Source organism: Microbacterium sp. HJ5, from assembly GCF_054824025.1.
This window is the reverse complement of sequence record NZ_JSYE01000034.1, coordinates 38,414-65,175: the sequence shown is the minus strand read 5'-3', so window position 1 is coordinate 65,175 and position 26,762 is coordinate 38,414. Positions and strand designations below refer to the sequence as shown.

26 protein-coding genes, 4 tRNA genes and 1 pseudogene are annotated in these 26,762 nt (G+C 70.0%); 7 read left to right on the top strand and 24 right to left on the bottom strand.

All coding sequences use genetic code 11. The annotated features are described in order from the left end of the window. The 6 genes and pseudogenes from OB08_RS14745 to OB08_RS14720 form a co-directional block, all read right to left on the bottom strand. Positions 1-194, bottom strand: a pseudogene (locus OB08_RS14745) (hypothetical protein); the annotation flags it as partial. Position 195: 1 nt separating this feature from the next. Beyond that, positions 196-663, bottom strand: a complete 468-nt coding sequence (gene ruvX, locus OB08_RS14740; protein WP_461476007.1) for a Holliday junction resolvase RuvX — start codon at positions 661-663, stop codon at positions 196-198. Further along, a complete protein-coding gene (alaS, locus tag OB08_RS14735) occupies positions 660-3,317 on the bottom strand; it encodes an alanine--tRNA ligase (RefSeq protein ID WP_461476005.1) in 2,658 nt (885 codons plus the stop codon). The genes ruvX and alaS overlap by 4 nt, the downstream gene beginning before the upstream one ends. Positions 3,318-3,378: 61 nt before the next feature. Then, positions 3,379-3,663, bottom strand: coding sequence for an ATPase (locus OB08_RS14730; protein WP_461476003.1), 285 nt, complete (start codon positions 3,661-3,663; stop codon positions 3,379-3,381). Positions 3,664-3,775: 112 nt separating this feature from the next. Then, positions 3,776-4,405, bottom strand: coding sequence for a 30S ribosomal protein S4 (rpsD, locus tag OB08_RS14725; protein WP_461476001.1), 630 nt, complete (start codon positions 4,403-4,405; stop codon positions 3,776-3,778). A 196-nt stretch (positions 4,406-4,601) separates the two neighbouring features. Continuing rightward, positions 4,602-5,885: a replication-associated recombination protein A gene (locus tag OB08_RS14720; RefSeq protein ID WP_461476011.1), complete on the bottom strand. Its 1,284-nt coding sequence runs from the start codon at positions 5,883-5,885 to the stop codon at positions 4,602-4,604. Positions 5,886-6,051: 166 nt separating this feature from the next. Between OB08_RS14720 and OB08_RS14715 the strand changes: the two genes are divergently transcribed. The 3 genes from OB08_RS14715 (at position 6,052) to OB08_RS14705 (ending at position 8,731) form a co-directional block, all read left to right on the top strand. Then, the gene (locus tag OB08_RS14715) at positions 6,052-6,372 is read left to right on the top strand and encodes a dioxygenase (protein ID WP_461475999.1); all 321 of its coding nucleotides are present in this window, start codon (positions 6,052-6,054) and stop codon (positions 6,370-6,372) included. Between the two features lie 98 nt (positions 6,373-6,470). Continuing rightward, entirely contained in the window at positions 6,471-8,087 is a 1,617-nt protein-coding gene (locus OB08_RS14710) for a DUF349 domain-containing protein (RefSeq protein WP_461475997.1), read from the top strand. A gap of 86 nt (positions 8,088-8,173) precedes the next feature. Further along, complete coding sequence (locus tag OB08_RS14705; RefSeq protein ID WP_461475996.1) at positions 8,174-8,731, top strand: hypothetical protein; 558 nt, start codon at positions 8,174-8,176, stop codon at positions 8,729-8,731. Here the strand turns inward: OB08_RS14705 and OB08_RS14700 are convergent. The 12 genes from OB08_RS14700 to pdxS form a co-directional block, all read right to left on the bottom strand. Beyond that, a complete protein-coding gene (locus tag OB08_RS14700; RefSeq protein ID WP_461475994.1) occupies positions 8,718-10,967 on the bottom strand; it encodes a RelA/SpoT family protein in 2,250 nt (749 codons plus the stop codon). The genes OB08_RS14705 and OB08_RS14700 overlap by 14 nt on opposite strands. A 54-nt stretch (positions 10,968-11,021) precedes the next feature. Beyond that, on the bottom strand, positions 11,022-12,011 hold the full coding sequence (gene secF, locus OB08_RS14695) for a protein translocase subunit SecF (protein ID WP_461475992.1): 990 nt from the start codon (positions 12,009-12,011) through the stop codon (positions 11,022-11,024). After that, a complete protein-coding gene (gene secD, locus OB08_RS14690) occupies positions 12,011-13,750 on the bottom strand; it encodes a protein translocase subunit SecD (RefSeq protein ID WP_461475990.1) in 1,740 nt (579 codons plus the stop codon). Before secD ends, secF begins: the two co-directional genes overlap by 1 nt. Before the next feature lie 40 nt (positions 13,751-13,790). Continuing rightward, positions 13,791-14,237: a preprotein translocase subunit YajC gene (locus OB08_RS14685; protein ID WP_461475988.1), complete on the bottom strand. Its 447-nt coding sequence runs from the start codon at positions 14,235-14,237 to the stop codon at positions 13,791-13,793. Positions 14,238-14,320: 83 nt separating this feature from the next. Further along, positions 14,321-15,349: a Holliday junction branch migration DNA helicase RuvB gene (ruvB, locus tag OB08_RS14680; RefSeq protein WP_461475986.1), complete on the bottom strand. Its 1,029-nt coding sequence runs from the start codon at positions 15,347-15,349 to the stop codon at positions 14,321-14,323. Beyond that, positions 15,342-15,962 carry a Holliday junction branch migration protein RuvA gene (ruvA, locus tag OB08_RS14675; protein ID WP_461475984.1) on the bottom strand — a complete coding sequence of 207 codons (621 nt, stop codon included), beginning with the start codon at positions 15,960-15,962 and terminating at the stop codon, positions 15,342-15,344. Before ruvA ends, ruvB begins: the two co-directional genes overlap by 8 nt. Positions 15,963-16,027: 65 nt before the next feature. After that, positions 16,028-16,570, bottom strand: a complete 543-nt coding sequence (ruvC, locus tag OB08_RS14670) for a crossover junction endodeoxyribonuclease RuvC (RefSeq protein ID WP_461476009.1) — start codon at positions 16,568-16,570, stop codon at positions 16,028-16,030. 94 nt (positions 16,571-16,664) lie between these two features. Further along, positions 16,665-17,423 (bottom strand): YebC/PmpR family DNA-binding transcriptional regulator, encoded by a 759-nt coding sequence (locus OB08_RS14665; RefSeq protein WP_461475982.1) that lies wholly within the window; start codon positions 17,421-17,423, stop codon positions 16,665-16,667. Between the two features lie 120 nt (positions 17,424-17,543). Next, positions 17,544-18,080: a DUF1697 domain-containing protein gene (locus OB08_RS14660; protein ID WP_461475980.1), complete on the bottom strand. Its 537-nt coding sequence runs from the start codon at positions 18,078-18,080 to the stop codon at positions 17,544-17,546. Positions 18,081-18,084: 4 nt separating this feature from the next. Then, positions 18,085-18,606 carry a hypothetical protein gene (locus OB08_RS14655; RefSeq protein ID WP_461475978.1) on the bottom strand — a complete coding sequence of 174 codons (522 nt, stop codon included), beginning with the start codon at positions 18,604-18,606 and terminating at the stop codon, positions 18,085-18,087. Positions 18,607-18,639: 33 nt separating this feature from the next. After that, complete coding sequence (gene pdxT, locus OB08_RS14650) at positions 18,640-19,236, bottom strand: pyridoxal 5'-phosphate synthase glutaminase subunit PdxT (protein ID WP_461475976.1); 597 nt, start codon at positions 19,234-19,236, stop codon at positions 18,640-18,642. An 11-nt stretch (positions 19,237-19,247) separates the two neighbouring features. Next, the gene (gene pdxS, locus OB08_RS14645; protein WP_461475974.1) at positions 19,248-20,138 is read right to left on the bottom strand and encodes a pyridoxal 5'-phosphate synthase lyase subunit PdxS; all 891 of its coding nucleotides are present in this window, start codon (positions 20,136-20,138) and stop codon (positions 19,248-19,250) included. 120 nt (positions 20,139-20,258) lie between these two features. Between pdxS and OB08_RS14640 the strand changes: the two genes are divergently transcribed. Further along, entirely contained in the window at positions 20,259-21,602 is a 1,344-nt protein-coding gene (locus OB08_RS14640) for an aminotransferase class I/II-fold pyridoxal phosphate-dependent enzyme (protein ID WP_461475972.1), read from the top strand. 7 nt (positions 21,603-21,609) lie between these two features. Continuing rightward, positions 21,610-22,461: a pyridoxal kinase PdxY gene (gene pdxY / locus OB08_RS14635; protein ID WP_461475970.1), complete on the top strand. Its 852-nt coding sequence runs from the start codon at positions 21,610-21,612 to the stop codon at positions 22,459-22,461. 39 nt (positions 22,462-22,500) lie between these two features. Here pdxY and OB08_RS14630 read toward each other — a convergent pair whose 3' ends face one another. The 3 genes from OB08_RS14630 to OB08_RS14620 all read right to left on the bottom strand — a co-directional run bounded on the left by OB08_RS14630 (position 22,501) and on the right by OB08_RS14620 (position 25,716). Further along, on the bottom strand, positions 22,501-23,082 hold the full coding sequence (locus OB08_RS14630; protein WP_461475968.1) for an HIT family protein: 582 nt from the start codon (positions 23,080-23,082) through the stop codon (positions 22,501-22,503). After that, complete coding sequence (thrS, locus tag OB08_RS14625) at positions 23,079-25,103, bottom strand: threonine--tRNA ligase (protein WP_461475966.1); 2,025 nt, start codon at positions 25,101-25,103, stop codon at positions 23,079-23,081. Before thrS ends, OB08_RS14630 begins: the two co-directional genes overlap by 4 nt. A gap of 220 nt (positions 25,104-25,323) precedes the next feature. Continuing rightward, positions 25,324-25,716 (bottom strand): hypothetical protein, encoded by a 393-nt coding sequence (locus OB08_RS14620; RefSeq protein WP_461475964.1) that lies wholly within the window; start codon positions 25,714-25,716, stop codon positions 25,324-25,326. 141 nt (positions 25,717-25,857) lie between these two features. Between OB08_RS14620 and OB08_RS14615 the strand changes: the two genes are divergently transcribed. Then, complete coding sequence (locus tag OB08_RS14615) at positions 25,858-26,070, top strand: KTSC domain-containing protein (protein WP_461475962.1); 213 nt, start codon at positions 25,858-25,860, stop codon at positions 26,068-26,070. 47 nt (positions 26,071-26,117) lie between these two features. Here OB08_RS14615 and OB08_RS14610 read toward each other — a convergent pair. The 3 genes from OB08_RS14610 to OB08_RS14600 form a co-directional block, all read right to left on the bottom strand. Beyond that, positions 26,118-26,192 (bottom strand) — tRNA-Val (locus OB08_RS14610). A 25-nt stretch (positions 26,193-26,217) separates the two neighbouring features. Then, a tRNA-Cys gene (locus OB08_RS14605) sits at positions 26,218-26,291 on the bottom strand. 56 nt (positions 26,292-26,347) lie between these two features. After that, a tRNA-Gly gene (locus tag OB08_RS14600) sits at positions 26,348-26,420 on the bottom strand. A gap of 155 nt (positions 26,421-26,575) precedes the next feature. On the opposite strand from OB08_RS14600, the gene OB08_RS14595 reads away from it, so the two are divergent. After that, a tRNA-Val gene (locus OB08_RS14595) sits at positions 26,576-26,648 on the top strand. Positions 26,649-26,762: the final 114 nt, after the last annotated feature.

The window sequence follows — 26,762 nt, the reverse complement described above, 5'->3', positions numbered from 1 at the left end:
TGCCGCGCGGCGGCTTCGCGCGCGGCCCGACGCGACAGAGGCGCGCCGTCTGCGCTGACAGGCGCGCCGCCGGCGGGTGCTGCGGGCGTGCCGTAGCCGGCGTCGTCGCCGTTCGACCTCAGCGGCCGCTCTCGCGGATCGGGCAGCTTGCCGAAGAGATCCGCGAACGGATCATCGGACGGGGAATCGGGCATGTCAGGCTGGCTCCTGGGAGACGGGGGTTCCGGGCGGGCGGCCGGTGCTCTTCTCGACGTCGATGGCCTGCTGGAGCAGCACGACTGCGGCGACCTGGTCAACGATCGTACGCGACGAACGCTGGGATCTGCCCGATTCCCGCAGTGCCGCATGCGCCGACACCGTCGACAGCCGCTCGTCCACGAGCCGCACCGGCAGCGCGGATGCCTCCGCCAGTGCGCCGGCGAACTCGCGGGCATCCGCGGTGGAGGGGGTGTCCTCGCCGCGCAGATTCAGCGGCAGCCCGACGAGGAGCTCGACGGCGGAGTACTCCACGGCGAGGGCGACGATCCGCGCCACCGAGCCGTCGTCGCGCGCGACCGTCTCGACGGGCGTCGCGAGGAGACCGTCGGGATCGCACCGGGCCACACCCACGCGGGCCCGGCCCACGTCGATGCCGAGCCGCGTCCCGCGACGGAAGCCGCTCACGCGCCGAGCGCGTCCTTCACTGCAGTGAGCGCGGCGGGCAGCGCCGAGGCATCCGCCCCCCCGCCCTGCGCGACGTCGTCTCGACCGCCGCCACCTCCGCCGAGCACTCCGGCGGCCGCCTTGGCGAGCACGCCGGCCTTCGCTCCGGCAGCGCGCGCCGCGTCGTTGGTGGCCACGATGACGACGGGGCGTCCGCCGACCTCGGCGCCGAGTGCGACGACGGATGCCTGCGAGCCGAGGCGCTCGCGCACCTGGAGCGCCAGCGAGCGGACGTCGTCCGCAGACGCCGCCGTGCCGAGCGACTCCGCGACGACGAGCTGCGCGCCGACCGGCTGCGCTGCCGCGACGAGGGCGGGCAGGCGGTCGCCCAGTGCCTTCGCCTCGAACGCGGCGATCTTCTTCTCCGCCGCCTTCAGGCTCGCGGTGAGCTCGGCGATGCGCGCGGGCAGCTGCTCGCGCGGCGTCTTGAGCGTCGATGTCAGCTGTGAGACGAGCGCGCGCTCGGCCGCGAGCGAGCGGAACGCGTCGAGTCCGACGAGCGCCTCGACGCGGCGGTTGGACGCTCCGACCGACGACTCGCCGACGAGATTGATGAGCCCCACCTCGGCGCTGGACGCCACGTGGGTGCCGGCGCAGAGCTCGCGCGACCACGGCCCGCCGATGTCGACCATGCGCACCGTGTCGCCGTACTTCTCGCCGAACAGCGCCATCGCGCCGAGCGCCTTCGCCTCGTCGAGGGCGAGGACGCGCGTCGTGACCTCGAGGTTGTCGCGGACCGCGTTGTTGGCGATCTCCTCGATCTCGCTCCGCGTGTCGTCGGAGAGCGACTGGCCCCACGTGAAGTCGAATCGCATGTAGCCGGCGCGATTGAGCGACCCTGCCTGGGTGGCCGTCTTGCCGAGCGTGTCGCGCAGCGCGGCGTGCACGAGGTGTGTGGCGGAGTGCGCCTGACGCGCGGCGCGCCGGTTCGCGGAATCCACCACCGTCGTGGCGGGCTGATCGACTGCGACCTCGCCGATCGTGACCTCGACCGTGTGGCTGATGAGACCCGCGACGGGCTTCTGCACGTCGATGACCTCGAGCTCGTAGCCGGGGCCGACGATGACGCCCTTGTCTGCCACCTGTCCGCCCGACTCGGCGTACAGCGCCGTCTCGGCGAGGATGACCTCGGCGATCTGCCCCGTCGTCGCGCGGGCGACCGAGACGCCGTCGACCAGGATGCCGAGCACGCGGGACTCGGTCTCGAGGTCGGTGTACCCGGTGAAGACCGTCTCGCCCTGCGCACGGAAGTCGCGGTAGACGCTCGTGTCGGCGAGCTGGCGCTTGCGCGACTTCGCGTCGGCCTTCGCGCGCTCCCGCTGCTCCTGCATCAGGGTGTCGAACGCCGCACGGTCGACCGTGAGGCCAGCCTCTTCGGCGATCTCGAGGGTCAGGTCGATCGGGAACCCGTACGTGTCGTGCAGAAGGAACGCCTCTGATCCGGGGATCGATGTGCCGCCGGCGGCCTTGGTCTGCACCAGCGAGTCGTCCAGGATCGACTCTCCGGCGGCGAGCGTCCGCAGGAACGTCGCCTCCTCGGCGAGGGCGTACTGCGAGATGCGCGGCCAGTCGGCAGCCACCTCGGGATAGGCATCCTTCATCGCGTCACGGGACGCGGCGAACAGGTCGGCGAACGTCGGGCCCTCGACCCCGAGGAGGCGCATCGACCGGATCGCGCGACGCATGAGGCGCCGGAGGATGTAGCCCCGGCCGTCGTTGGACGGCGTGACGCCGTCGGTCATCAGCATGAGCGACGAGCGCACGTGGTCGGCGACCACACGGAAGCGCACATCGTCGTCGTGGTTCGCGCCGTACGTCCGCCCGGAGAGGGCCACGGCGCGGTCGAGCACCGGGCGCACCTGGTCGGTCTCGTACATGTTGTCGACGCCCTGCTTGATGAACGCGATGCGCTCGAGGCCCATGCCGGTGTCGATGTTCTTCGCGGGGAGCTCGCCGACGATGTCGAAGTCGTACTTCGACTGGACGTTCGTGATCTCGTACTGCATGAAGACGAGATTCCAGATCTCGACGTAGCGGTCATCGTCGGTGGCAGGACCCCCGTCGATGCCGTACTCGGGGCCCCGGTCGAAGAAGATCTCCGAGCACGGGCCCGCGGGGCCCGGAAGGCCGGTGCTCCAGTAGTTCGTGTCCTTGCCGAGTCGCTGGATGCGCTCCTCGGGGAGGTCGGTCAGCTTCAGCCAGAGATCGCGGGCCTCGTCGTCCTCTTCATAGACGGTGACCCACAGGTCCTTCGGATCGAAGCCGAGTCCGCCGTCCGCCTCCGGCGTCGTGAGGAGCTCCCACGCGTAGCGGATGGCACCCTCCTTGAAGTAGTCGCCGAACGACCAGTTGCCGAGCATCTGGAAGAAGGTGCCGTGACGCGGCGTCTTGCCGACCTCTTCGATGTCGTTCGTGCGGATGCACTTCTGGTTGTCGGCCGCGCGCGGATAGGGCGCGGGCACGTCGCCCGAGAGGTACGGGATGAACGGCACCATCCCGGCCACCGTGAACAGCAGGGCCGGGTCGTCGGTCACCAGAGAGGCGGACGGGACGATCGTGTGGCCGTTCTTCTCGAAGTAGTCGAGGTAGCGCTGGGCGATCTCGGCGGTCTTCATTCGGGTCCTCGCAAAATGCGCGGTCCACTCCCCCGGATCACCGGGGCAGGGGTGCCGCTGGTCAGTCGGTGAGCTTCTTGGCGGCGTCGGCGGCCGCGTCGACGGCGTCGGATGCCGCGGACCGGGCAGACTCGACGGCGTCGGCGGCAGCGCCCTTCACGTCGTCGACCAGACCCGCCATGCGGGCCTCCTGCTCGCGGTACGCGTCGCCGATGCGGTCGGTGAACTCCGTGATGCGGGCGTCCACCTCTGCCAGGAGCTCGTGACCGCGGGGGTCCTTGTTCATGAGGTGTGCGACGACGAACCCACCGGCGATGCCGAACAGGAACCACAGCACGTTCTTCATGTCACCACTTCCTCGCGGGGCCGCCGGACGCGGCATCCCCCCATCGTAGGCGGAAACGACGAAGGGCGTCGGGTCTCCCCGACGCCCTTCGCGCGATTCGATCCGCTGCTCGTTATCGAGCTGCGTAGTACTCGACGACGAGCTGGACGTCGCAGACCACGGGGACCTCGGCGCGCTTGGGGCGACGCACGAGACGCGACTGCAGCTTGTCGAGCTCGACCTCGAGGTAGCCCGGAACCGGGGGCAGGACCTCGGCGTGGCCGCCGAGCGCCGCCACCTGGAAGGGCTCGGTGCCCTCGCTCTTGGGCTTGACGTGGATGAGCTGACCCGGCTTCACGCGGAAGGACGGGCGGTCGACGAGCTGACCGTCGACGAGGATGTGACGGTGCACGACCATCTGGCGAGCCTGCGCCGTGGTGCGGGCGAAGCCCGAACGGAGCACGAGGGCGTCGAGACGCATCTCGAGCTGCTCGACCAGGTTCTCACCGGTCAGGCCCTGGGTGCGGCGGGCCTCGTTGAACTGGATGCGAAGCTGCTTCTCGCGGATGCCGTACTGCTCGCGCAGACGCTGCTTCTCGCGGAGGCGGACGGCGTAGTCGCTGTCCTGCTTGCGCTTGGTGCGGCCGTGCTCGCCGGGCGCGTAGGGGCGCTTCTCGAGGTACTTGGCGGCCTTCGGGGTGAGGGCCACGCCGAGGGCGCGGGAGAGGCGGACCTTGCGGCGGTCCTGGGACTTCGTTGCCACGAAGTGTTCCTTTCGATGACGCGGCCGTGTCGATCACGGCTCGCGGGCGTATCTCCTGTCTTCGCCCTGTCCGGACTGCACGCCGGGGCATGCCGGAAGGTAGGTGAAGAAGAGAGGGGATGCCCGAAAACTGTGTTTCGAGCCGCTCAAGTCTACCAGACGGGCGCTTCGCGACGAGCAGAGCGGATGCCGCGCTTCAGCGCTCCCCCGCGAGGATGCGCCGGATCTTCTCGAGCCGCGCCTGCACGTCGCGCTCCTGCCCGTGGGCGGTGGGCTCGTAGTAGCGGCGGCCGCGGAGCTCGTCGGGCAGATACTGCTGGGCCGAGACGCCGATCTCGGAGTCGTGCGGGTAGACGTAGCCCTTCCCGTGGCCGAGCCGCTTCGCGCCGGGATAGTGCGCGTCCCGGAGGTGGACGGGCACCCGCCCGAAGCCTCCGGAGCGGACGTCGGCGATCGCCGCGTCGATCGCGACATAGGCGGCGTTGGACTTGGCCGTCGTCGCGAGGTAGGCCGTCGCCTCGGCGAGCGGGATGCGCCCCTCGGGCATGCCGATGAGCTGCACCGCGTCTGCGGCGGCGACGGCGATCACGAGGGCCTGGGGGTCGGCGAGGCCGATGTCTTCGGCCGCGGAGATGATGAGGCGCCGGGCGATGAAGCGGGGATCCTCGCCGGCTTCGATCATCCGTGCGAGGTAGTGCATGGCCGCGTCGACGTCGGAGCCGCGGATGGACTTGATGAACGCGCTGATGACGTCGTAGTGCTCGTCGCCCTGGCGGTCGTAGCGCAGCAGAGCACGGTCGACGGCCTGGGCGACGTGCTCGGAGGTGATGGCCGGGGCCTCGGCGTCGTCTTCGACGGGTTCGGCGAACGATGCCGCCGCCTCGAGTGCCGTCAGCGCCCGGCGCGCGTCGCCTGAGGAGAGCCGCACGAGGGCGTCGCGTGCGTCGTCGCCGAGGGCGACCGATCCCGCGAGCCCCCGCGCATCGGCGACCGCGCGGTCGATCAGCATCCGCAGGTCGTCGTCGGTGAGCGGCTTGAGCGTGAGCAGGAGCGACCGCGACAGCAGCGGCGAGATCACCGAGAAGGACGGGTTCTCGGTGGTCGCTGCGATCAGCACCACCCACCCGTTCTCGACACCGGGCAGCAGGGCGTCCTGCTGCGCCTTCGTGAAGCGATGGATCTCGTCGAGGAACAGGATGGTCGACTGCCCGTAGAGGTCGCGCTGCGTGAGCGCCTCCTGCATCACCTCGCGGACGTCCTTGACGCCGGCGGTGACCGCCGAGAGTTCGACGAACCGGCGGCCGGACGAGCGCGCGATCGCCTGCGCGAGCGTCGTCTTGCCGGTGCCCGGCGGACCCCACAGGATGACCGACGAGGCGGCGCGGGCCGCGGCATCCGGATTCGCGAGCGTCACCAGCGGCGACCCGGGACGCAGCAGGTGGCCTTGCCCGGCGACCTCGTCGAGCGAGATGGGACGCATCCGCACCGCGAGGGGCGTCTGCCCCTGGAAGAGCGCGGTCGGGATGGTCACTGTTCCAGGCTAGTCGGCGCGTGCGACGCCGGACGCGGCGCGTGTTTTGCCGCCGGTGACGGCGCACCGTAGGATCAACCCGGCCCGGGCAGCGACCCGGAGCGGAGGAGGTTCCGTGGCGAACGGTGGCAAGGATCGGGGCACGCGCGAGTCGCGCGAGCGCGCCCGTCTGTATCAGGCGCGTCAGGACTTCCACGCCGGGCAGGCGCGTCGGCGCACGCGCGACAACCTCATCGCGGGCATCGCGGGCGGCCTGCTGATCGTCGGTGTGCTCGCGGCCCAGACCGCCTATTTCGTCACGGGTCCGGGCGCCCCCGTCCCGACGCCGGCCGAGACCACGCCCGCGATGACGCCCACGCCGACCTCGACGCCCACGCCGACGACGAGCGTCACGCCGACGACGAGCGTCACGCCGACGCCCACGCCGACACCCTGAACCGGGTCCTCTGTCGCACCTGAGGGGACGGCTCCGCCGTACTAGGCTTTAGCCGTCCATCCCCCACAGGCGGCGTGTGCCGCGATGAGGTGCATCCCGTGACTGCTGCAGCAGAGTCCACTCCCGAGTCCTCCGGTCCTGAGACGGTGTCCGATCAGCTCGAATCCGAGGCTGTCGAGACCGAGATCCCGGCCGCCGAAGCCGACGCCCTCGAGGCCGACGCGGTCCCCGTGGCCGACGCCCCCGACGCCGACGCGGTCCGCGAGACCGCCGCCGCTCCCGTCGAAGACGACGCCGAGCCCACGAGCGCCGAACCCACGAGCGCCGAACCCACGAGCGCCGAGCCCGAGGTCGAACCCGAGGCCGAACCCGAGGTGGCTCCGGTCGACACGGCGGATGCGGCAGAAGCAGCGGCACCCGCGGCACGGCCTGTCCCGAGCCCCCGGCCTTCACCGTCTGCACGGGCCGCGGGCTCGTCGTCGACCACGCCGACTGAGCCGTGGGGCCGCGTCGACGACGACGGCACCGTCTCCGTCCGGGAGGGCGACGACTGGCGCGTGGTCGGGCAGTTCCCGGACGGATCGCCCGAAGAAGCCCTCGCCTACTTCGAGCGCAAGTACGCCGACCTCGCCAGCGAGGTCACCCTCCTCGAAGTGCGCCACCGTCGCGGCGGTGCTTCGGCGTCCGACCTGCGGGGCGCCGCGCGTGCCGTGTCGGCGAAGCTCGACGGCGCAGCAGCCGTCGGCGACCTGGCGGGCCTCGAGGCGCGCGTCGCCGCGCTCACGCAGGCGCTGGCCGCGGCATCCGAGACGGAGGCGGCCGCCGCCCGCGAGGCTGTCGACGACGCCGTCCGCTCGCGCACCGAGCTCGTCGAGCAGGCGGAGGCCCTCGCGGCGCGCGACCCGCGCACCGTGCAATGGAAGCAGGCCACCGTCGAGCTGAACGAGCTGTTCGAGCAGTGGCAGTCGCAGCAGCAGAACGGTCCGCGTCTTCCCAAGGCGACCGCCCAGCAGCTCTGGAAGCGATTCCGCGACGCCCGCTCCACGGTCGACAAGCACCGTCGCGAGTTCTACGCCGAGCTCGATGAGGCGCACAAGGGAGTTCGCGAGCGCAAGTCGAAGCTCGTCGAGCGCGCCGAGGCTCTCGCGCCGAAGGGCGAGGACGGGATCCCGGCCTACCGCGAGCTGCTCGACCAGTGGAAGACCGCGGGTCGCGCCGGCAAGAAGGTCGACGATGCGCTGTGGGCGCGCTTCAAGGCGGCCGGCGACGCGCTGTACTCGGCGCGCGTCGAGCGCGAGACGGCCGACGCCGAGGCCTCACGCGAGAAGATCGAGGCCAAGCGCGCTCTGCTCGACGAGGCGAAGGCGGTCTCCGACGAGCGCGAGATCGCGAAGGCACGCGCGCTCCTGACGGGCATCCAGCGTCGGTGGGACGAGATCGGGCGCATCTTCCCGCGCGACGCCGAGCGCTCGCTCGACGACGACCTGCGCAAGATCGAGCAGGCCCTCCGCACGCGCGAGGACGCCGACTGGAAGCGCAACAACCCCGAAACCAAGGCGCGGGCCAACGACATGACCCGCCAGCTCACCGACGCGATCCAGAAGCTCGAGGACGAACTCGCCGCGGCGAAGAAGTCGGGCGACAAGAAGGCCATCGCGAACGCCACCGAGGCGCTCGAGGCCCGCAAGGCCTGGCTCAAGGCCCTCGGCGGCTGACCCCCGACCGCCGGCGCGGCGGATGTTCTCCACAGCTTCACCGGAGCAGCGTCCGCCGCCCGTCGGTCGTGCGGCACACTGCCGCTATGGCATCCCCGTTCCTCTACTTCGTCGATGACCGTCTGTCCCTCGCCGAGCTGTCGGCTGCGCGGCTCGACGGCGACGTGGTGGAGCTCGGAGACGCTTTCATCCCCGCCGACGCGGTCGAGACGCACGCGCTGCGCGCCGGGTCGCTGACCGGTCTCCTCGGCGACACGCTCGCCGCCACCCATCTCACCGCCGCCTGGGTGCACGGTGCGCTCCCCGAGCCGCCCGCGATGCACACGGTCCAGCGGGCCGTGGCGCGCCGCATCCATCACGTTCCCGTGCGGCACCTCGTCTATCGCGACCTGGCCGTCGACCAGGATGACCTCGAGCTGGTCGGCGGGGTGCGGGTGACGACGCTCCTGCGCACGCTGGTCGATCTCTGCCGCGTCGCCGACGACGACCACGCCCGCGCCGCACGGCTCCTCGTCGAGGGTCGACCGGCGCTCATCGACGCGGCGATCGATCGTCTCGAGCGCGGAGTGCTCCCCCACAAGCACGCGGCGATCGTGCTCCTGCGAGGTCTCGCGGCGGCGGAGGCTGCGGCTACGACGAGGTGACGCGGTACACGTCGTAGACGGCGTCGATGCGGCGCACCGCGTTGAGCACGCGGTCGAGGTGCACGATGTCGCCCATCTCGAACACGAAGCGGCTCAGTGCGAGGCGGTCGCTCGAGGTCGAGACCGACGCCGAGAGGATGTTGACGTGGTGCTCGCTCAGCACCCGCGTGACGTCGCTGAGCAGGCCCGAGCGGTCGAGCGCCTCGACCTGGATCTGCACCAGGAAGACGCTCTTCGTGGTCGGAGCCCATTCCACGTCGATGATGCGCTCGGGGTCGGCCATGAGCGACGTGACGTTGGTGCAGTCGGCACGGTGCACCGACACGCCGCTGCCTCGCGTCACGAACCCCATGATCTGGTCGCCGGGAACCGGCGTGCAGCACTTGGCGAGCTTCACCAGGATGTCGGGCGCCCCGCGCACCAGGATGCCGGAATCGCCGCCCCGCGGCTGACGCGGCCGCCCCATGCCGGGCAGCTCGATCGGACCCGTGTTCGTGTCGTTCGCGCTGACGAGCGCGGTGACCTTCTCGATCACCGACTGCGTCGAGACGTGACCCTCGCCCACGGCGGCGTAGAGGGCCGAGACGTCCTCGTAACGAAGCTGATGCGCCACCTCGGTGAAGGAGTCCTGGCTCATCAGGCGCTGCAGGGGCAGGTTCTGGCGGCGCATCGCGCGGGCGATGGCCTCTTTGCCCTGCTCGATCGCCTCCTCGCGGCGCTCCTTCGTGAACCACCCGCGGATCTTGTTGCGGGCCCGCGTGCTCTTGACGAATCCGAGCCAGTCCTGGCTGGGCCCGGCATCCGGATTCTTGGAGGTGAACACCTCGACGACATCGCCGCTCTTGAGTTCGGACTCGAGCGGCACGAGGCGGCCGTTGACCTTGGCGCCCATCGTGCGGTGGCCGACCTCGGTGTGCACCGCGTACCCGAAGTCGACCGGCGTGGCGCCGGAGGGCAGGCCGATCACGCGCCCCTTGGGCGTGAAGACGTAGACCTCCTTCGCGCCGATCTCGAAGCGCAGCGAATCGAGGAACTCTCCGGGGTCGGCGGTCTCGGCCTGCCAGTCCGAGATGTGCGCGAGCCACGCCATGTCGGTGTCGAGCGCCTTGGCGTCGGACTTGCCGCCGTTCATCCGCTCTTTGTACTTCCAGTGCGCCGCGACGCCGTACTCGGCCTGCTGGTGCATCTCGTTGGTGCGGATCTGGATCTCGACGGTGCGTCCGCCCGGACCGATGACGGTCGTGTGCAGCGACTGGTAGAGGTTGAACTTCGGCGTGGCGATGTAGTCCTTGAACCGCCCCGGGAGCGGGGTCCAGCGCGCGTGGATGGCGCCGAGCACGGCGTAGCAGTCGCGCACGCTGCCCACGAGGATCCGGATGCCGATCAGGTCGTAGATGTCGTCGAACTCGCGCCCGCGCACGACCATCTTCTGGTACACGGAGTAGAGCTGCTTCGGCCGCCCCATCACGCGCCCGCGGATCCGCAGCTCGCGCAGGTCGGTGTCGACCGCGTCGATCACGTTCTGCACGTACTGCTCGCGCTGCGGGGTGCGCTGCTTGACGAGGCTCTCGATCTCGGCGTAGAGCTTCGGATGCAGGACGGCGAACGAGAGGTCCTCGAGCTCGGACTTGATCGCCTGGATGCCGAGCCGATGGGCCAGCGGGGCGTAGATCTCGAGCGTCTCCGTGGCCTTCTTGCGCGCCTTCTCGGGCGGCACGAATCCCCACGTCCGCGCATTGTGGAGCCGGTCGGCGAGCTTGATGAGCAGCACGCGGATGTCGCGCGACATCGCGACGATCATCTTGCGGACGGTCTCGGCCTGCGCGCTCTCGCCGTACTTGACCTTGTCGAGCTTGGTCACGCCGTCGACGAGCATGGCGACCTCGTCGCCGAACTCGGCGGTCAGCGCGTCGAGCGCGTACCCCGTGTCCTCGACGGTGTCGTGGAGGAGCGCCGCCGCGATCGCCTTGGGACCCAGACCGAGGTCGGCCAGGATCTGCGCGACGGCGAGCGGATGCGTGATGTACGGCTCGCCGCTCTGGCGGGTCTGCCCGGTGTGCGCGTTGTCGGCGACGGCGTACGCACGCTCGATGATCGACAGGTCGCCCTTGGGATGGTGCGTGCGTACCGTCCGCAGCAGCTGCTCGACGTCGTCGCGGCGAGCAGACCTCGAGAAGATCCGCGGGACGAGCCGGCGCAGCGAGGAGGTCTGGGCGGGAGGGACGGTCTCGGTCATCCGATCCCCTCCCCTCCGCTGGATCTCACAATCCTACGCCCGCGCCCGTCGCGGTCAGGCCGGTGTGCCCGCGAGCTCCCGTGCCGCCAGGACCCGCTCGTCGCGCGCCTTGACTGCCGGCTCGCCCTCACGGAGGAGCGAGTACAGGGGCGACGCGACGAAGATCGTCGAGTACGCGGCGACGATCGTTCCGACGAAGATCGAGAGTGACAGGTCGGTGAGCGTCTGAGCGCCCTGCCACACCACGCCGATGAAGAGGATCGCACCCGTCGGGAGGATCGCCACCACCGTCGTGTTGATGGACCGCACCAGCGTCTGGTTGACGGCGAGGTTGACGGACTCGCCGAACGTGCGGCCCGACACTTCTCCGTCTTCGCTCGTGTTCTCCCTGATCTTGTCGAACACGACGGTCGTGTCGTACAGCGCGTACGAGAGGATCGTCAGGAAGCCGATGACGGCGGCGGGCGAGATCTCGAACCCGAAGAGCGCGTACACGCCGATCGTGATGACGAGCACGTCGACCAGGCCGATGATGGCCGACACCGACATCTTCCACGTGCGGAAGTAGATCGCGAGGATGAGGAAGGTCAGAGCGAGGAAGATCGCAAGACCCCACAGCGACGTGCGGGTGACGTCGGCGCCCCAGCTGGGCCCGATGAACGAGTAGCTGACCTCGGACTCGGGCACGTCGTAAGCCGCCGCGAGGGCCGCCGAGACCTCACGGCTCTCGGCATCCGTCATCTGGTCGGTCTGCACGCGCACCGCGTCCTGGCCGATCGTGACGACCTTCGTCGTCGCGTCGGGGACCACCGACTGCACGGCCTCGGTGGCGATCAGCTGGTCTGCGCTCTCCACCCCGTTGACGGTGAACTGGGACCCGCCGGTGAACTCGATCGAGAACTGCGGCGGCTTCACGAAGAGCACCAGCGCCGAGCCGATCACCAGGACCGCGGCGATGAGGAACCACAGGCGACGCCGCCCGATGAAAGGGAAGGAGGTCTTGCCTGTGTAGAGGTCGTTTCCGAACTGGCTCATGGAGCGCATCAGTCGTCTCCCTCCTTGGCGGTCGTGCCGGGTCTCTTCTTGTCGGAGGTCGACGCCGCGGCGAGCTCCGCCTGCTTGCGCTCGGCGATCGTCTGGCGTCGGGCGGCTTCGCTGCGGGACTTGACCGCGCGCCGGCCGGCGGCCGTGGTCGCCGTGGCGGCGACGGGCTCACGGAACTGCGCGCGCCCGCGGTAGACGGCTCCGAGCGCGGTCGGGTCGAGACCCGACAGCGGGTGCCCGCTTCCGAAGAACCTCGTGCGTGCCAGGAGCTGCATGACCGGGTGGGTGAACAGGATGAAGATGAGCACGTCGATCGCCGTCGTGAGGCCGAGCGTGAACGCGAAGCCCTTCACGGTGGCGTCGGCGAGGATGTACAGCACGACGGCGGCCAGGATATTGATCGACTTCGAGATGTAGATCGTGCGCTTGGCGCGGCCCCAGCCGTCCTCGACGGCGCTCGTGATCGACTTGCCGTCGCGCAGCTCGTCTCGGATGCGCTCGAAGTAGACGATGAACGAGTCCGCCGTGAAACCGATCGTCACGATGAGACCCGCGACGCCGGCGAGCGACAGGCGGAAGCCCATGCGCCACGCGAGGATGCAGAGCGTGAGATAGGTAAGGACGGCCATCACCGCGAGCGACGCGATGATCACGAAGCCGAGCGCGCGATAGACGATCAGCGAGTAGACCGCGACGAGCGCGAGACCGATGAGACCCGCGATGAGGCCGATCTGGAGCTGCTGGGAGCCCAGCGTGGCCGAAATCGAGTTGGAGCTCTCGACGCTGAAGCTCAGCGGCAGCGCACCGTACTTGAGCTGGTCGGCGAGGACCTTGGAGGTCTCCTGCGTGAAGCTTCCGGTGATGCTCGGGTCTCCGCCGAGGATGACGGCGTTCATCGACGGCGCCGAGAGCACGTACCCGTCGAGCACGAAGGCGAACTGGTTCAGCGGCGGCTCGGCGCCGTAGAGGCGCTGGCTGATCTCGCCGAAGATGCGCGTGCCCTCTTCGTCGAAGCGGAGGTTGACCGCCCACAGGCCGTTCTGCTGCTGCAGGCCGAAGGTGGCGTCGTCGATCGACGATCCGTCGAGCTCGACCGGGCCGAGGATGTACTTGTACGCACCGTCGGCATCGCAGGTGATGAGCGGCTGGTCGGTCGGGGCGTCGGCAGGGTCGTTCGACGGGTTCGCGCAGTCGTAGGCGAGGAACTCGGCCTGCAGCTTGGGCGTGATCCACGCGACGTCGCTGCCGTCGGTGGGCTCGGCCGTCGGCGTCGCCTGCAGCGTCGGGTCGGGCGTCGGGAACGGCGTCTCCTTGCCGTCCTCGCCGACGAACGACGTCACGGGCGAGCCGGTGTAGAGCACCGACCGCAGCTGCAGCTGCGCGGAGGCCTCGATGCGGTTGCGGGTCTCCTCATCGGCCTGTCCGGGGATCTGCACGACGATCTGGTTGCCCGCCTGCGTGGTGACGTCCGCCTCGCCGACGCCCGAGGCGTCGACGCGCTGGCGGATGATCGTGACCGCCTGGTTCATCTGCTCCTCGGACGGCGACGCGCCGTCCTCGGTCTGCGCCTCGAGCACGATCTGCGTGCCGCCCTGGAGGTCGAGCGCGAGCTCGGGGGTCCAGGAGCTCTGCTGGAACACGTAGACGCCGAGCGCGTTGATCGCGGCGAGGAGCGCCGTGATGACGAGGAGACCGGTCAGCGCGCGCCACGCATGCCGGACGGGAGTGGAAGTCGCCACTGATTCCGCTTTCTGGAAGGCAGCCCGAACGGGCCGGTGGTCAGGCCTGGGGCTTGGTGCCGGGCTCGGCGTCCGGGTCGGCGGCGTCGGCCGCCTCGCCCGTGGCGTGGGTGTCATCGGCCGGTGCGAACTCGTCGGCCGCCGGAGCGACGGCGGGGGTGGTCGCCTCCGGAACGAAGTCGTCCTCGGTCTGGACGTCGTCGGTCGGCGCCACGATGCGCAGGATGGCCTGGCTGTGGACCTTGATGTCGACGCCGGGCGCGATCTCGACGATCGCCGGCTGGTCGAGGTTGTCGGCGTCGTACGAGACGATCGTGCCGTACAGCCCGCCCTGCAGCAGCACCTCGGCGCCGGGCACCGTGTTGCGCGCGCGCTCCTCCTGCTCGAGCTTCTGCTTCGCCATCCGACGGCGCGAGCTCCAGAACATGAAGACCAGGAGCACGACCAGCAGGATGATGAGGCCGTAGTTGGTGAAGAAGTCGTTCATGGAGGTGAGGTGACCTTTCGGGTCAGGCGCGCACCAGGGCGGCGCTGCCTGTGAGAAGGAGGGTGGGCGAAAGCCTCCAGCGATTATAGGTCATCGAAGTCGAGCACCGATTCGACGGGCCGGGCGCCCAGATGCGCATACGCCTCGGGCGTCGCGACGCGCCCGCGCGGCGTGCGCCCCATGAATCCGATGCGCACGAGGTAGGGCTCGACGACCGACTCGATCGTGTCGGCCTCTTCCCCGACGGCCACGGCCAGCGTCCCGAGTCCGACCGGGCCGCCGCGGAACCGACGCACGAGCGCGTCGAGCACCGCCCGGTCGAGCCGGTCGAGGCCGATCGCGTCGACGTCGTAGAGCTCGAGGGCCGCATCGACGATTCGGGCGTCGGCCGCCTTGCCGTCGCCGTGCACGATGAGGTAGTCGCGGACGCGCCGGAGAAGGCGGTTCGCGATGCGCGGTGTGCCTCGCGAGCGGCGGGCGATCTCGGCGCGCGGCTCGCCGGGGACCGACACGCCGAGCATGACGGCCGAGCGCTCGATGACCCGCTCCAGCTCTTCGGGCTCGTAGTACTCGAGGTGCGCGGTGAAGCCGAACCGGTCGCGCAGCGGGTTGGGCAGCAGTCCCGAGCGGGTGGTGGCGCCGACGAGGGTGAACGGAGCGAGATCCAGCGGGATGCTGGTCGCGCCGGCGCCCTTGCCGACCATGATGTCGATGCGGAAGTCCTCCATCGCGAGGTACAGCATCTCTTCGGCTGACCTGGCCATGCGGTGGATCTCGTCGATGAACAGCACCTCGCCCGGCGTGAGGCTCGACAGCAGGGCCGCGAGGTCGCCGGCGTGCTGGATCGCGGGACCGCTCGACAGGCGCAGCGGCCTCCCGCTCTCGTGCGCCACGATCATCGCGAGGGTGGTCTTGCCCAGCCCGGGCGGACCGGAGAGCAGGATGTGGTCGGGTGGACGCTGCTGGATGCGCGCCGCATCGAGGAGCAGCTGCAGCTGGCCGCGCACCTTCTGCTGACCGACGAACTCGGCGAGCGAGGTCGGGCGCAGGGCTCCTTCGATCGCGAGCTCGGTCTCGTCGACGGGCTCGGCGGCGTCGCGGAACTCATCCACCGACGGGCTCCTTGCGCGCGGGCCCGAGCACCGAGAGCGTGAGGCGCAGCAGCGCGGGCACCGATGCGGCCTCGGACGCGGAGGCGTCGGCGGCGACCGACTCGACGGCTTCGGCGGCAACGCGCTCCGACCAGCCGAGGCCGACCAGGGCCTGCACGACCTGTGCGGGGACGGCGGGCGAGACGTCCGCTCGACCCGCGACGGCAGGACGCGAAGCCACGATCTTGCCGGCGAGCTGCACGACGATGAGCTTCGCCGTCTTCGGGCCGATGCCCGAGACGCGACGGAACGGCGCATCGTCGTCGGCGCCGACCGCGTCGGCGATCTGCGCGACGGTGAGGGTCGCGAGAACGCCCAGAGCGGACTTCGGACCGACGCCGGTGACGCCCAGCAGCTGCGTGAAGACCACCAGCTCCTCACGGTCTTCGAAGCCGAAAAGGGAGAGCGCGTCCTCGCGCACGATGAGAGTGGTGTGCAGCATGATCGGCTCGCCGACGTGCGCGGCGTGCGCGATCTGGGGCGTGACGGCCACGGTGAGGCCCACGCCGCCGACCTCGATCACGACGGAATCCGGCGCGACGTGCACGACGGTGCCCCGCAGTGAGGAGATCATGGTTCGAGCCTACGGCCGTGTTCGGACGTTTGTTCGAGCGACACGCTCAGCGGCTACCTGCAGCTTCAGCGTCGGGCGAGGCGCTCCGCGTCGGCCCACGCGCGCTGCGCCGGGGTCAGCGGACCGGATGCGGCGGAGGCGGCGCGTCCGCCGCGCCACGCGTGGCAGAGGGCCAGAGCCAGCGCGTCCGCCGCATCGGCGGGCTGCGGCAATTCGTCGAGGCGGAGCACGCGGGCGACCATCGTCTGCACCTGGCGCTTGTCGGCCGCGCCGTAGCCGGTCACGGCGGCCTTCACCTCGGACGGCGTGTGCGTCGCGGCGGGGAGGCCGCGCTCGCCGGCGACGAGCAGAGCGATGCCGCTCGCCTGCGCCGTGCCCATCACGGTCTGCCGGTTGTGCTGTGCGAAGACGCGCTCGACGGCGACCACCTGTGGAGCGTGCTCGTCGATCACGGCACGGAGCCCCGCGGCGATGAGCGCCAGGCGCTGCTCGATGGCCGCATCCGGATGCGAGCGGACGACACCCACGTGGACGAGGCGGGCGGAGCGGTCGGGTGCGACGTCGACGACCCCCACGCCGCACCGGGTGAGTCCCGGGTCGACGCCCATGACGCGGAGCACGCCGCGAGAGGAAGGGGAGGCCACTCCCCCACGCTAGGCGCGCCCGGGCGGCCCGGGGTCCAGGCGCGCCACGGGTCGCGGACTACTCGTCGTTCTCGAGCTCTGCCTGCACGTCTGCGCTCAGGTCGAAGTTGCTGAACACGTTCTGGACGTCGTCGCTGTCTTCGAGGGCGTCGATGAGACGGAAGATCTTGCGCGCCGTGTCGGCGTCGATCTCGACCTTGAGGTTCGGCACGAACTCGACGTCGGCGGACTCGTACTCGATGCCGGCGTCCTGCAGGGCGCTGCGCACCGTGACGAGATCGGTCGCCTCGGTGATCACCTCGAATCCCTCGGCGTGCGGCTCCACCTCTTCGGCGCCGGCCTCGAGGACCGCCATCATGACGTCGTCCTCGCTCGTGCCCTCACCGGACACGACGATGACGCCCTTGCGCGTGAAGTTGTACGCCACGCTGCCGGGATCGGCGAGTGTGCCGCCGTTGCGGGTGAGCGCGGTGCGCACCTCGGCCGCGGCGCGGTTCTTGTTGTCGGTGAGGCACTCGATCATCAGCGCGACGCCGTTGGGGCCGTAGCCCTCGTACATGATCGACGAGTACTCCACCGACTCGCCGCCGATGCCGGCGCCCCGCTTGATGGCGCGGTCGATGTTGTCCTTGGGGACCGAGGTCTTCTTCGCCTTGAGGACGGCGTCGAACAGCGTCGGATTGCCCTGCAGGTCGGGGCCGCCCAGCTTCGCCGCGACCTCGATGTTCTTGATGAGCTTCGCCCACGACTTGGCGCGGCGTGCGTCGATGACGGCCTTCTTGTGCTTGGTCGTCGCCCACTTGGAATGCCCGGACATACTTCTCCTGATCAGCTCGCGGTGGTCGGCGGGTCCGACCGCGGCATCGCGCGTCGGGGCTGCGCCACCGGCTGACCATTCTAAACCTGTGGGCTCGGCGCGTGCGGCGGGGCGAGCGGGTCAGCCGGCGATCCTGCGCAGGGTGCGGAGGTTGCGGTTCGTCGTCCGCGGTTTGTATGCGGCCTTCGCGAGCAGCCTCGCGAACGGCGTGTCGACGGTCGTGCCCTTCACGGGGTTCCAGTACACGACACCCGGACCGGGCGCGACGGGGTCGGCCGCGGCATCCATCGCCTCGGCGGCCGCCACCAGCTCGTCGCGCGTCGCCTGGTCGACGCAGAAGATCACCCACGGCTGGCGTGAGGCATCGTCCTCGTCGAAGGGGAAGGCGTCCGCGGCCGCCCTCAGCTCGTCCTCGGTGACGAGGACGATCCACGCGTCGTAGCCGAACCTCCCGCGCAGCGCCTTCTCGATCGAGATCTTGAGCTTCGCTCGAGCGGATGCCGCGGCATCCGTCTCGAAGATGACATTGCCGCTCGCTAGCACGGTGCGAACGGCGCGGAAACCCAGGTCGGTGAACACGGGCGCGAGCTCCGCACTGCGGATGGTGATGCCGCCGACGTTGACGCCGCGCAGCAGCGCGATCCAGGTCGTCGTCATCGGATCAGAGGGCGAACTCGAACCCGAACCGCGATGAGAGCAGCGCGACGAGGTCGCGCGGCACCTTGGTGAGGTACGCGGGCGCCGGAGCGAGCGTCTCGGGCGATCCGATGAACGGGAAGTACACCGGCCCCTCCGTCAGGGCCTCGACCTCGTCGCGCACCGCCACGATCTCTCCGCCGATCCGCCGGAGACCGGACAGCGTGATGGGACTCGCGAGTCGCAGGGTGTCGCTGACGGGCATGCGCCAATGCGGAAGCTCGTCGCCGCGGCGCGTGCGGGTCTCTTCGCCGAGGGGTCCCAGGACGCGTCCCCATGCCCCGATGCCGGGGATGGGCAGCGTGCGGTCCCAGACGAAAAGGGTGTCCCCGGGCTCGGTGTAGCCGACGAGCTCGTGAGACCACTCGAACCGACGATCGTCCTGCGACTTCGGGGCCGAGAGCGCGTCGCCCACGATCCCCTTCGATGGGGCGATCATCCAGTAGCGCTCCTCGGGATGCTCGCGCCACCAGTCGTTGATCGTCATGCGACCGAATCTAACCTGATGCGACTGCCCGCGTCATGCCCGTTGCACCGTCTCGAGGAAGAGCCTATGGAAGCGGTGCTCGCCCGACACCTCGGGATGGAACGCCGTCGCGAGCAGACTCCCCTGCCTCACCGCGACGATCCGCCCGTCGTCGAGCTGGGCGAGCCGTTCGACGCCGGGGCCGGCTTCCTCGACGAGCGGTGCCCGGATGAAGACGGCGTGCACGGGCTCCGCGCCGAGCGCGGGCACCGCCAGGTCGGTCTCGAACGAGTCCACCTGGCTGCCGAAGGCGTTCCGCCGGACGGTGACGTCGAGTCCGCCGAAGGTCTGCTGCCCCTCGATGCCGTCGGTGATGCGGTCGGCCAGCAGGATCATCCCGGCGCACGTGCCGTACACCGGCATCCCTGCGGCGATGGCGTCGCGGACGGGCTCGCGCATGCCGAACGCGCGCGAGAGCTTGTCGATGACGCTGGACTCCCCGCCCGGAACGACGAGCCCGTCGACCGCCGCGAGCTCGACGGGCCGGCGCACGAGGGAGACCTCGGCGCCGAGCCCGGAGAGCACGCGCGCATGCTCGCGGACGTCGCCCTGGAGAGCCAGGACACCGACGTGGGGACGGTGGGTCGACACGACGGTGCGGTCTACCAGCCGCGCTCGGCCAGGCGGTGCGGGGCCGGGAGATCGGACACGTTGATGCCGACCATCGCCTCGCCGAGGCCGCGCGAGACATCGGCGATGACCTTGGCGTCGTCGTAGAAGGTCGTCGCCTTGACGATCGCGGCGGCGCGCTGCGCGGGGTTTCCAGACTTGAAGATGCCCGACCCGACGAAGACGCCGTCGGCGCCCATCTGCATCATCATGGCGGCGTCGGCGGGGGTGGCCACACCGCCGGCGACGAACAGGACGACGGGCAGTTTGCCGGTCTCCGCGACCTCGGCGACGAGCTCATACGGGGCCTGCAGCTCCTTCGCCGCCACGTAGAGCTCGTCCTTCGTCATGGACTTCAGCAGGTTGATCTCGCTCGTGATCTTGCGGATGTGCTTCGTGGCCTCCGAGACGTCGCCCGTGCCTGCCTCGCCCTTGGAGCGGATCATGGCCGCACCCTCGTTGATGCGGCGGAGCGCCTCACCGAGGTTGGTCGCGCCGCAGACGAAGGGGACGGTGAAGCCCCACTTGTCGATGTGGTTGACGTAGTCGGCCGGCGACAGGACCTCGGACTCGTCGATGTAATCGACGCCGAGTTCCTGCAGCACCTGCGCCTCGACGAAGTGCCCGATGCGCGCCTTCGCCATCACCGGGATCGAGACAGCCTCGATGATGCCGTCGATCATGTCGGGGTCGCTCATGCGCGACACGCCGCCCTGGGCGCGGATGTCGGCGGGCACGCGCTCGAGCGCCATGACGGCGACGGCGCCGGCGTCTTCGGCGATCTTCGCCTGCTCGACGGTGACGACGTCCATGATGACGCCGCCCTTGAGCATCTCGGCGAGGCCGCGCTTGACGCGACCGGTGCCCGTGTCGACTGTGCTCACAAGGAATCCCTTCGGTGGGCCGCGCGCGGCGGCGCGACGCAGAATGTCAGATCGGGTATTGACCTAGGCCAAAAGATATCATGTACCGCGTCCTAGACTCGATCGACGAAGGGCGGTGCCATGGACCTCGAGATCACCGGCCGATCCGCATCGGAGATCGCCGACAGCCTGCGTTCCCTCATCGAACGCGGCACCCTTCGTCCCGGAGACGCACTCCCCTCTGTCCGGTCGCTCGCCGACGACCTCGGCGTCAACCGCAACACCGCCGTCGCCGCGTACCGCCAGCTCGCGCAGGCCGGCATGGTGGTCACGCGCGGCCGGGGCGGCACGCTCGTCGCCGACCACGCCGTCGTGGCGCAGGAGGGCTTCGCTGCCGACAGCGTGCTGCGCGACGTCGGGACGGGAAACCCCGATCCCGACCTCATCCCCGGGCTCGAACAGGCGCTCGCCTCAGCCGCCGGCCGACCGGTGCTGTACGGCGAGCCCGTGATCGACCGCGAGCTCGAGGCATGGGCGCACGGATGGATGACGGAGGGGCTCGGGCCCGCGGCATCCGCTCGCCTCACCATCACGAGCGGCGCCGCCGATGCCGTGGAGCGGCTGCTCGCGCAGGCGCTCACCCGCGACGACGCGGTGGCGCTGGAGGACCCGTGCTTCCTCGCGAGCATCCACACCGTGCGCCTCGGCGGCTACCGCCCCGTGCCCGTGCCCGTGGACGACGAGGGCATGACGGTCGAGGGGCTGCGCCGGGCGCTCGACGAGGGCGTCCGCGCCGTCGTGTGCACGCCGCGGGCGCAGAACCCGACGGGCGCGAGCCTTTCGGAGCGGCGGGCGGCCGAGCTGCGTGAGCTGCTGCGCGACCACCCGTACGTCCTGGTGATCGAGGACGACCACTTCTCGATGCTCTCGCGGCGGCCCTACCACTCGCTGATCGGGCCCGACCACCGCCGCTGGGCGCTCGTGCGGTCCGTGTCGAAGTTCCTCGGACCCGACATGTGCCTCGCCGTGACGGCATCCGATCCCGAGACGGCCGAGCGGCTGGCGATGCGCCTCACGCCGGGCACGACCTGGGTGAGCCACCTCCTGCAGCGGCTCGTGCACGCGCTGGTGACGGATGCCGGCACCGCGGCGGCCATCGCGGACGCCGGCGCGCACTACGCCGAGCGCAACGCCGCCTTCGCCGAGCGCCTGAACGCGCACGGCGTGCCGGCGGAGGCCGGCGACGGCCTGAACCTCTGGGTCCCCCTCCCGGTCCCCGCGCGATCCGTCTCGGAGCAGCTGATGCGCCGCGGGTGGCTCGCGCGCACCGGCGACGAGTTCGTGCTCGCGGTCGGCACGCCGTCGCAGCGGCTGCGGCTCACAGTGCACGATCTCGACGACGAGGACGCCGAGAAGCTCGCGGCCGACCTCGCCTCCGCGGTCCGCGCGGCGCGCGGGCGGCCCGTCCTCGCCGAGGTGGGATGATCGACCGGTGAAGATCCTCTCGATCCAGTCCGCGGTCGCCTACGGACACGTGGGCAACTCGGCCGCCGTCTTCCCCCTCCAGCGCATCGGCGTGGAGGTGCTGCCGGTCTACACGGTCAACTTCTCCAACCACACCGGGTACGGCGCGTGGCGCGGCCCGCTGATCAGCCCCGACGACGTCCGCGCTGTCATCCTCGGCATCGAGGAACGCGGTGTGTTCCCCGGGATCGACGTCGTGCTGTCGGGCTATCAGGGGGGCGAGGGCATCGCCGACGTGATCCTCGAGACGGTCGAGCGCGTCAAGGCGGCCAACCCGTCGGCGGTCTATTCGTGCGACCCGGTGATGGGCAACGCGAAGTCCGGGTGCTTCGTCGCGCCGGCGATCCCCATCCTGCTGCGTGACCGCGTGGTTCCCGCCGCCGACATCATCACTCCCAACCAGTTCGAGCTCGGGTTCCTCACCGGCACCGAGCCCGACACGCTCGAGTCCACCCTCGCGTCCGTCGAGCTCGTGCGCGGGACCGGCCCCCGCACCGTGCTCGTGACGAGTGTGGAGCGTCCCGACGCGCCGGCCGACACGATCGAGATGCTCGCCGTCGACGACTCCGGCGCTTGGATCGTCCAGACCCCGCGCATCCCGATGAAGGCCAACGGCTCGGGCGACGTCACCGCCGCGCTCTTCACAGCCCACTACCGGCGCACCGGCGGTCTCGCCGAGGCGCTCGCCCGCACGACCTCGAGCGTCTTCGACCTCCTCGAGCGCACGCATGCCTCGGGTGAGCGTGAGCTGCAGCTCGTCGAGTCGCAGGAGTCGTACGCGCACCCGCGGATGCAGTTCGACGTCCGTCAGGTCGCCTGAGCGAGCGGATGCCTCGGCCGAGGCATCCGCTCCGCGCCGTCAGGCGTGCCAGGCGTCCGCGACCGCGCGGCGCACGTCGCCGAGCAGCTGCGGCAGCGCCTTCGTGCGCGCGATGATCGGGAAGAAGTTCGCGTCGGACGACCAGCGGGGCACGACGTGCTGGTGCAGGTGCTCATCGACGCCGGCACCGGCGACGGCTCCTTGATTCATGCCGATGTTGAAGCCGTCGCAGCGTGAGACCCCGCGCAGGACGCGCATCGCCTGCTGCGTGAGCAGCCCGATCTCGGCGACCTCCTCGTCGGTCGCCTGGTCGAACGTCGCGATGTGCCGGTACGGGCACACCAGCAGATGTCCCGAGTTGTACGGGAACAGGTTGAGCAGCGCGTAGGCGGTGCGGCCGCGGGCCACGATCAGGCCGTCCTCGTCGGACTTGTGGGGCGCCTCGCAGAACGGGCACTCCTTGCGAAGCACCTCGGGTCCGGCCTGGATGTAGGCCATGCGGTGCGGGGTCCACAGGCGCTGGAAGCCGTCCGGCACGCCGGCGAGCTCTGCGGCGTCGACGAGCGCCGGATCGGGCGCCGCCTGCGGCGTGCCCGGCCCGGGCCCGTCGACGGAGGTCACGCCGAGGCCTCCGCTGCGGCCGCTGGGGTCGCCCCGAAGTCCTCCGCGGAGTTGACGAGCGTGTGGTCCGCGATCGCCTCGTGGATCCGGCGCACCGCATCGGCGATGGGAACGCCGTTCTCCTGCGAGCCGTCTCGGAACCGGAACGACACCGTGCCTGCGGACTGGTCCTGCGCGCCCGCGATGAGCTGCAGCGGCACCTTCTGCGTTGTGTGCGTGCGGATCTTCTTCTGCATGCGGTCGTCGCTGTGATCGAGCTCGGCACGGACGCCCTCGCTCCGCAGCTGCGCGATGACCTCGCCGAGGTAGTCGGCGAAGTCCTCCGCGACCGGGATGCCGACGACCTGCACGGGCGCGAGCCAGACGGGGAACGCGCCCGCGTAGTGCTCGAGCAGGATCGCGAAGAACCGCTCGATCGAGCCGAAGAGCGCGCGGTGGATCATGATCGGGCGCTTCTTCTGGCCGTCACGGTCGGTGAACTCCAGCTCGAAGCGCTCAGGCAGGTTGACGTCGACCTGGACGGTCGACAGCTGCCACGTGCGGCCGATCGCATCCTTCGTCTTGAGATCGATCTTGGGGCCGTAGAAGGCCGCCTCGCCGGGGACCTCGGTGACCTTGAGTCCGCTGGCGTTCGCGACGTTGCGCAGGGCGTTCGTCGAGTACTCCCAGAACTCGTCGGACCCGATCCACTTCTCCTTCTCGTCGTCGCGCATCGACAGCTCGAGCTCGAAGTCCTCGAGGCCGAAGTCGCGCAGCATCGAGATGACGAACTCGAGGACGCGGGTGGTCTCCTCTTCGAGCTGCTCGGGCGTGACGAAGAGGTGGGAGTCGTCCTGCGTGAAGCCGCGCACGCGGGTGAGGCCGTGCAGGGCGCCGGACAGCTCGTTGCGGTAGACCGTGCCGTTCTCGGCGAGGCGCATCGGCAGGTCGCGGTAGCTGCGTGCACGCTCCTTGAAGATCAGGATGTGCATCGGGCAGTTCATCGGCTTCAGGTAGTAGTCCTGGCCGTGCTTGGTGATCTCGCCGTGCTCGTCGCGCTCCTCGTCCATCACGATGGGCGGGAACATCCCCTCCTTGTACGTGACGAGGTGATTCGACTGGAGGAAGAGGTCCTCCTTCGAGATGTGCGGCGTGTAGACGTAGGTGTAGCCTCCCTGGACGTGGCGGCGGCGCGCGTGCTGCTCCATCTCGCCGCGCACGATGCCGCCCCGCGGGTGCCACACCGACAGACCCGAGCCGATCTCGTCGGGGAACGAGAAGAGGTCGAGCTCCTTGCCGAGCTTGCGGTGGTCGCGCTTGGCGGCCTCTTCGAGACGCTGCTGGTAGCCGCGCAGCTCGTCCTTCGACGGCCAGGCGGTGCCGTAGATGCGCTGCAGCTGCGGGTTCTTCTCGCTTCCGCGCCAGTACGCGCCGGCCACGCGCTGGAGGGCCCAGCCGTTGCCGATCATGCGGGTGTTCGGAAGGTGAGGGCCGCGGCACAGATCCTTCCAGACCGTCTGGCCGTCGCGGTCGACGTTGTCGTAGATCGTCAGCTCGCCGGCGCCGACCTCGACCGAGGCGCCCTCGGTCTTCTCCGCGCCCCCGGCCTTGAGCCCGATGAGCTCGAGCTTGAAGGGCTCGTCGACGAGCTCGACGCGCGCCTCCTCGTCGGTGACGACGCGGCGGACGAAGCGCTGCCCCTCGCGGATGATGCGCTGCATCTCCTTGTCGATCGCCTTCACATCCTCGGGGGTGAAGGGGTGCTCGACGCCGAAGTCGTAGTAGAACCCGTCGGTGATCGGCGGGCCGATGCCGAGGTTCGCCTGCGGGTTGATCCGCTGGACCGCCTGCGCGAGCACGTGCGCGGCGGAGTGGCGGAGGATGTTCAGCCCGTCGGGGCTGTCGATGGTGACGGGCTCGACCTCGTCCGTGTCCTCCACGCGGGTGGCGAGGTCTCTGAGCTCGCCGTTCACGCGAAGGGCGACCACGGAGCGGTCGGGGAAAAGGGCGAAGCCGTCGGCGGGGTACGACACGTCAGTCACGGAAACTCTCCTGGAGGTGGCTCGGATCAAGGCTACTCAGCTTCGGACGCACCACGCGTCCTGCCCGCTCAGGCGCCGAGCGTTCGCGTGCCGGTCGTGGCGACCAGGGACGCGCGCAGCGACACGACGAGTTCCATGCGTCCGAGTCTATCCAGACCTTCGGGGCGTGACCGGGGCTACTCCACTGTGGACAGCGTGTACGCGCCCTCGGCGCAGCCCGTCAGGGTCGCGCCCGGCTCGCGGCGATCCCGCGAGCCGGGCCGCCGAGCCAGCGGGCCGCCGCGGCGATGATCAGGGCCGCCGGCACGGCCTTGGCGACGATGTACGCCCACGCCCACGCCGCGACCGCGAGATCCCACGTCATCACGAGGCACGCCGCAGCCTGAGCGACAAGGATCGCGAGGACGAACCCGGCCGCCAGCGTCCAGAACCGGTCGCCGGCGCGTGTCGCCACCCACCACGACACACCGAGCATCACGGGCACGAACACGAGGACCGGTGCGAGGGTCCAGACCTCGCGCCAGCGGGGCGCGGCGCACGACCAGCCGACCAGGGCGAGGAGGCCGGTGGGATCTGCGAGCGCCTGGACGGCGAGCAGAACGACCATGCTCACGAGCGCGACGAGAGGACGTCGGAGAGACCGCGTTGACACTCCATCGTGACAAAAGGGGCGAGGGGACGGCCTTCACAGAATCCGTCATCGCCCTCGGCAAGTCAAACCGGTGAGCGGATGCCGCGGGCTACGCTCGTGCGCATGAGACGGCGGCCTCTCGAGTCCGGCGCGATCGCGTCAGCGGGGTACGACGCGCAGCTCTCGGTCCTGGAGCTGGAGTTCACGTCCGGCGAGATCTACCGCTACTACGCGGTGCCGCCGTCGGTGCACCGCGGGCTCGTCGACGCCGAGAGCGCCGGCCGGTACTTCCGCGATCGCATCCGCGACGTCTACCCGGCCGAGCATCGCCATTGACGCGCGGCCGGAGACGACGAAACCCCCGGGCGACCGGGGGTTTCAGGTGGTGCGCGATACTGGGATCGAACCAGTGACCTCTTCCGTGTCAGGGAAGCGCGCTACCGCTGCGCCAATCGCGCCCGAAAGGGCTGTTCAGTTGATGAGTGGAGGTGGCGACGGGATTCGAACCCGTGTAAACGGCTTTGCAGGCCGGTGCCTAGCCGCTCGGCCACGCCACCGCGTGTGGTTTGACCCCACGTGCCGTGACTTCCTCGAGAGGAAATCCCTGCACTCGAGCGGATGACGAGACTCGAACTCGCGACCCTCACCTTGGCAAGGTGATGCGCTACCAACTGCGCTACATCCGCATTTCGTTCCCGGGTTTCGCACCCGGGCACTTGAACGACTTTAGCCCACGAATGGCGCAGTGCAAAACCGGGCGCGGCCCGCGCGTGTCTTCCCGATCCGGTCCGAGGCACGCCCCGGCATCCGGTAGTATCGAGTCTCGGCCCCCACGGGTCACGGGCGATTGGCGCAGTTGGTAGCGCGCTTCCTTCACACGGAAGAGGTCATCAGTTCGAGTCTGGTATCGCCCACCGAAAGAACCCCTGCCGCGGCGGGGGTTCCGTCGTTTCCACGACGGAACCGTTGCGTCCGCAACGAGCACGCCGGTGATCCGGTTCGCGCACGAGTGGGCCGACGCTGCATGA

Coding starts and splice junctions, on each gene's coding strand:
- secF (WP_461475992.1), bottom strand. CDS start 12,011: ATGCGCTCCATGAGCCAGTTCGGAAACGACCTCTACACAGGCAAGACC.
- OB08_RS14655 (WP_461475978.1), bottom strand. CDS start 18,606: ATGACGATCAACGACTGGTGGCGCGAGCATCCCGAGGAGCGCTACTGG.
- OB08_RS14660 (WP_461475980.1), bottom strand. CDS start 18,080: ATGACGACGACCTGGATCGCGCTGCTGCGCGGCGTCAACGTCGGCGGC.
- OB08_RS14685 (WP_461475988.1), bottom strand. CDS start 14,237: ATGAACGACTTCTTCACCAACTACGGCCTCATCATCCTGCTGGTCGTG.
- ruvA (WP_461475984.1), bottom strand. CDS start 15,962: ATGATCTCCTCACTGCGGGGCACCGTCGTGCACGTCGCGCCGGATTCC.
- OB08_RS14720 (WP_461476011.1), bottom strand. CDS start 5,885: ATGCGTCCCATCTCGCTCGACGAGGTCGCCGGGCAAGGCCACCTGCTG.
- alaS (WP_461476005.1), bottom strand. CDS start 3,317: ATGAAGACCGCCGAGATCGCCCAGCGCTACCTCGACTACTTCGAGAAG.
- OB08_RS14640 (WP_461475972.1), top strand. CDS start 20,259: ATGGACCTCGAGATCACCGGCCGATCCGCATCGGAGATCGCCGACAGC.
- OB08_RS14700 (WP_461475994.1), bottom strand. CDS start 10,967: ATGACCGAGACCGTCCCTCCCGCCCAGACCTCCTCGCTGCGCCGGCTC.
- OB08_RS14705 (WP_461475996.1), top strand. CDS start 8,174: ATGGCATCCCCGTTCCTCTACTTCGTCGATGACCGTCTGTCCCTCGCC.
- OB08_RS14730 (WP_461476003.1), bottom strand. CDS start 3,663: ATGAAGAACGTGCTGTGGTTCCTGTTCGGCATCGCCGGTGGGTTCGTC.
- ruvC (WP_461476009.1), bottom strand. CDS start 16,570: ATGGGCGTCGACCCGGGACTCACCCGGTGCGGCGTGGGGGTCGTCGAC.
- OB08_RS14615 (WP_461475962.1), top strand. CDS start 25,858: ATGAGACGGCGGCCTCTCGAGTCCGGCGCGATCGCGTCAGCGGGGTAC.
- OB08_RS14665 (WP_461475982.1), bottom strand. CDS start 17,423: ATGTCCGGGCATTCCAAGTGGGCGACGACCAAGCACAAGAAGGCCGTC.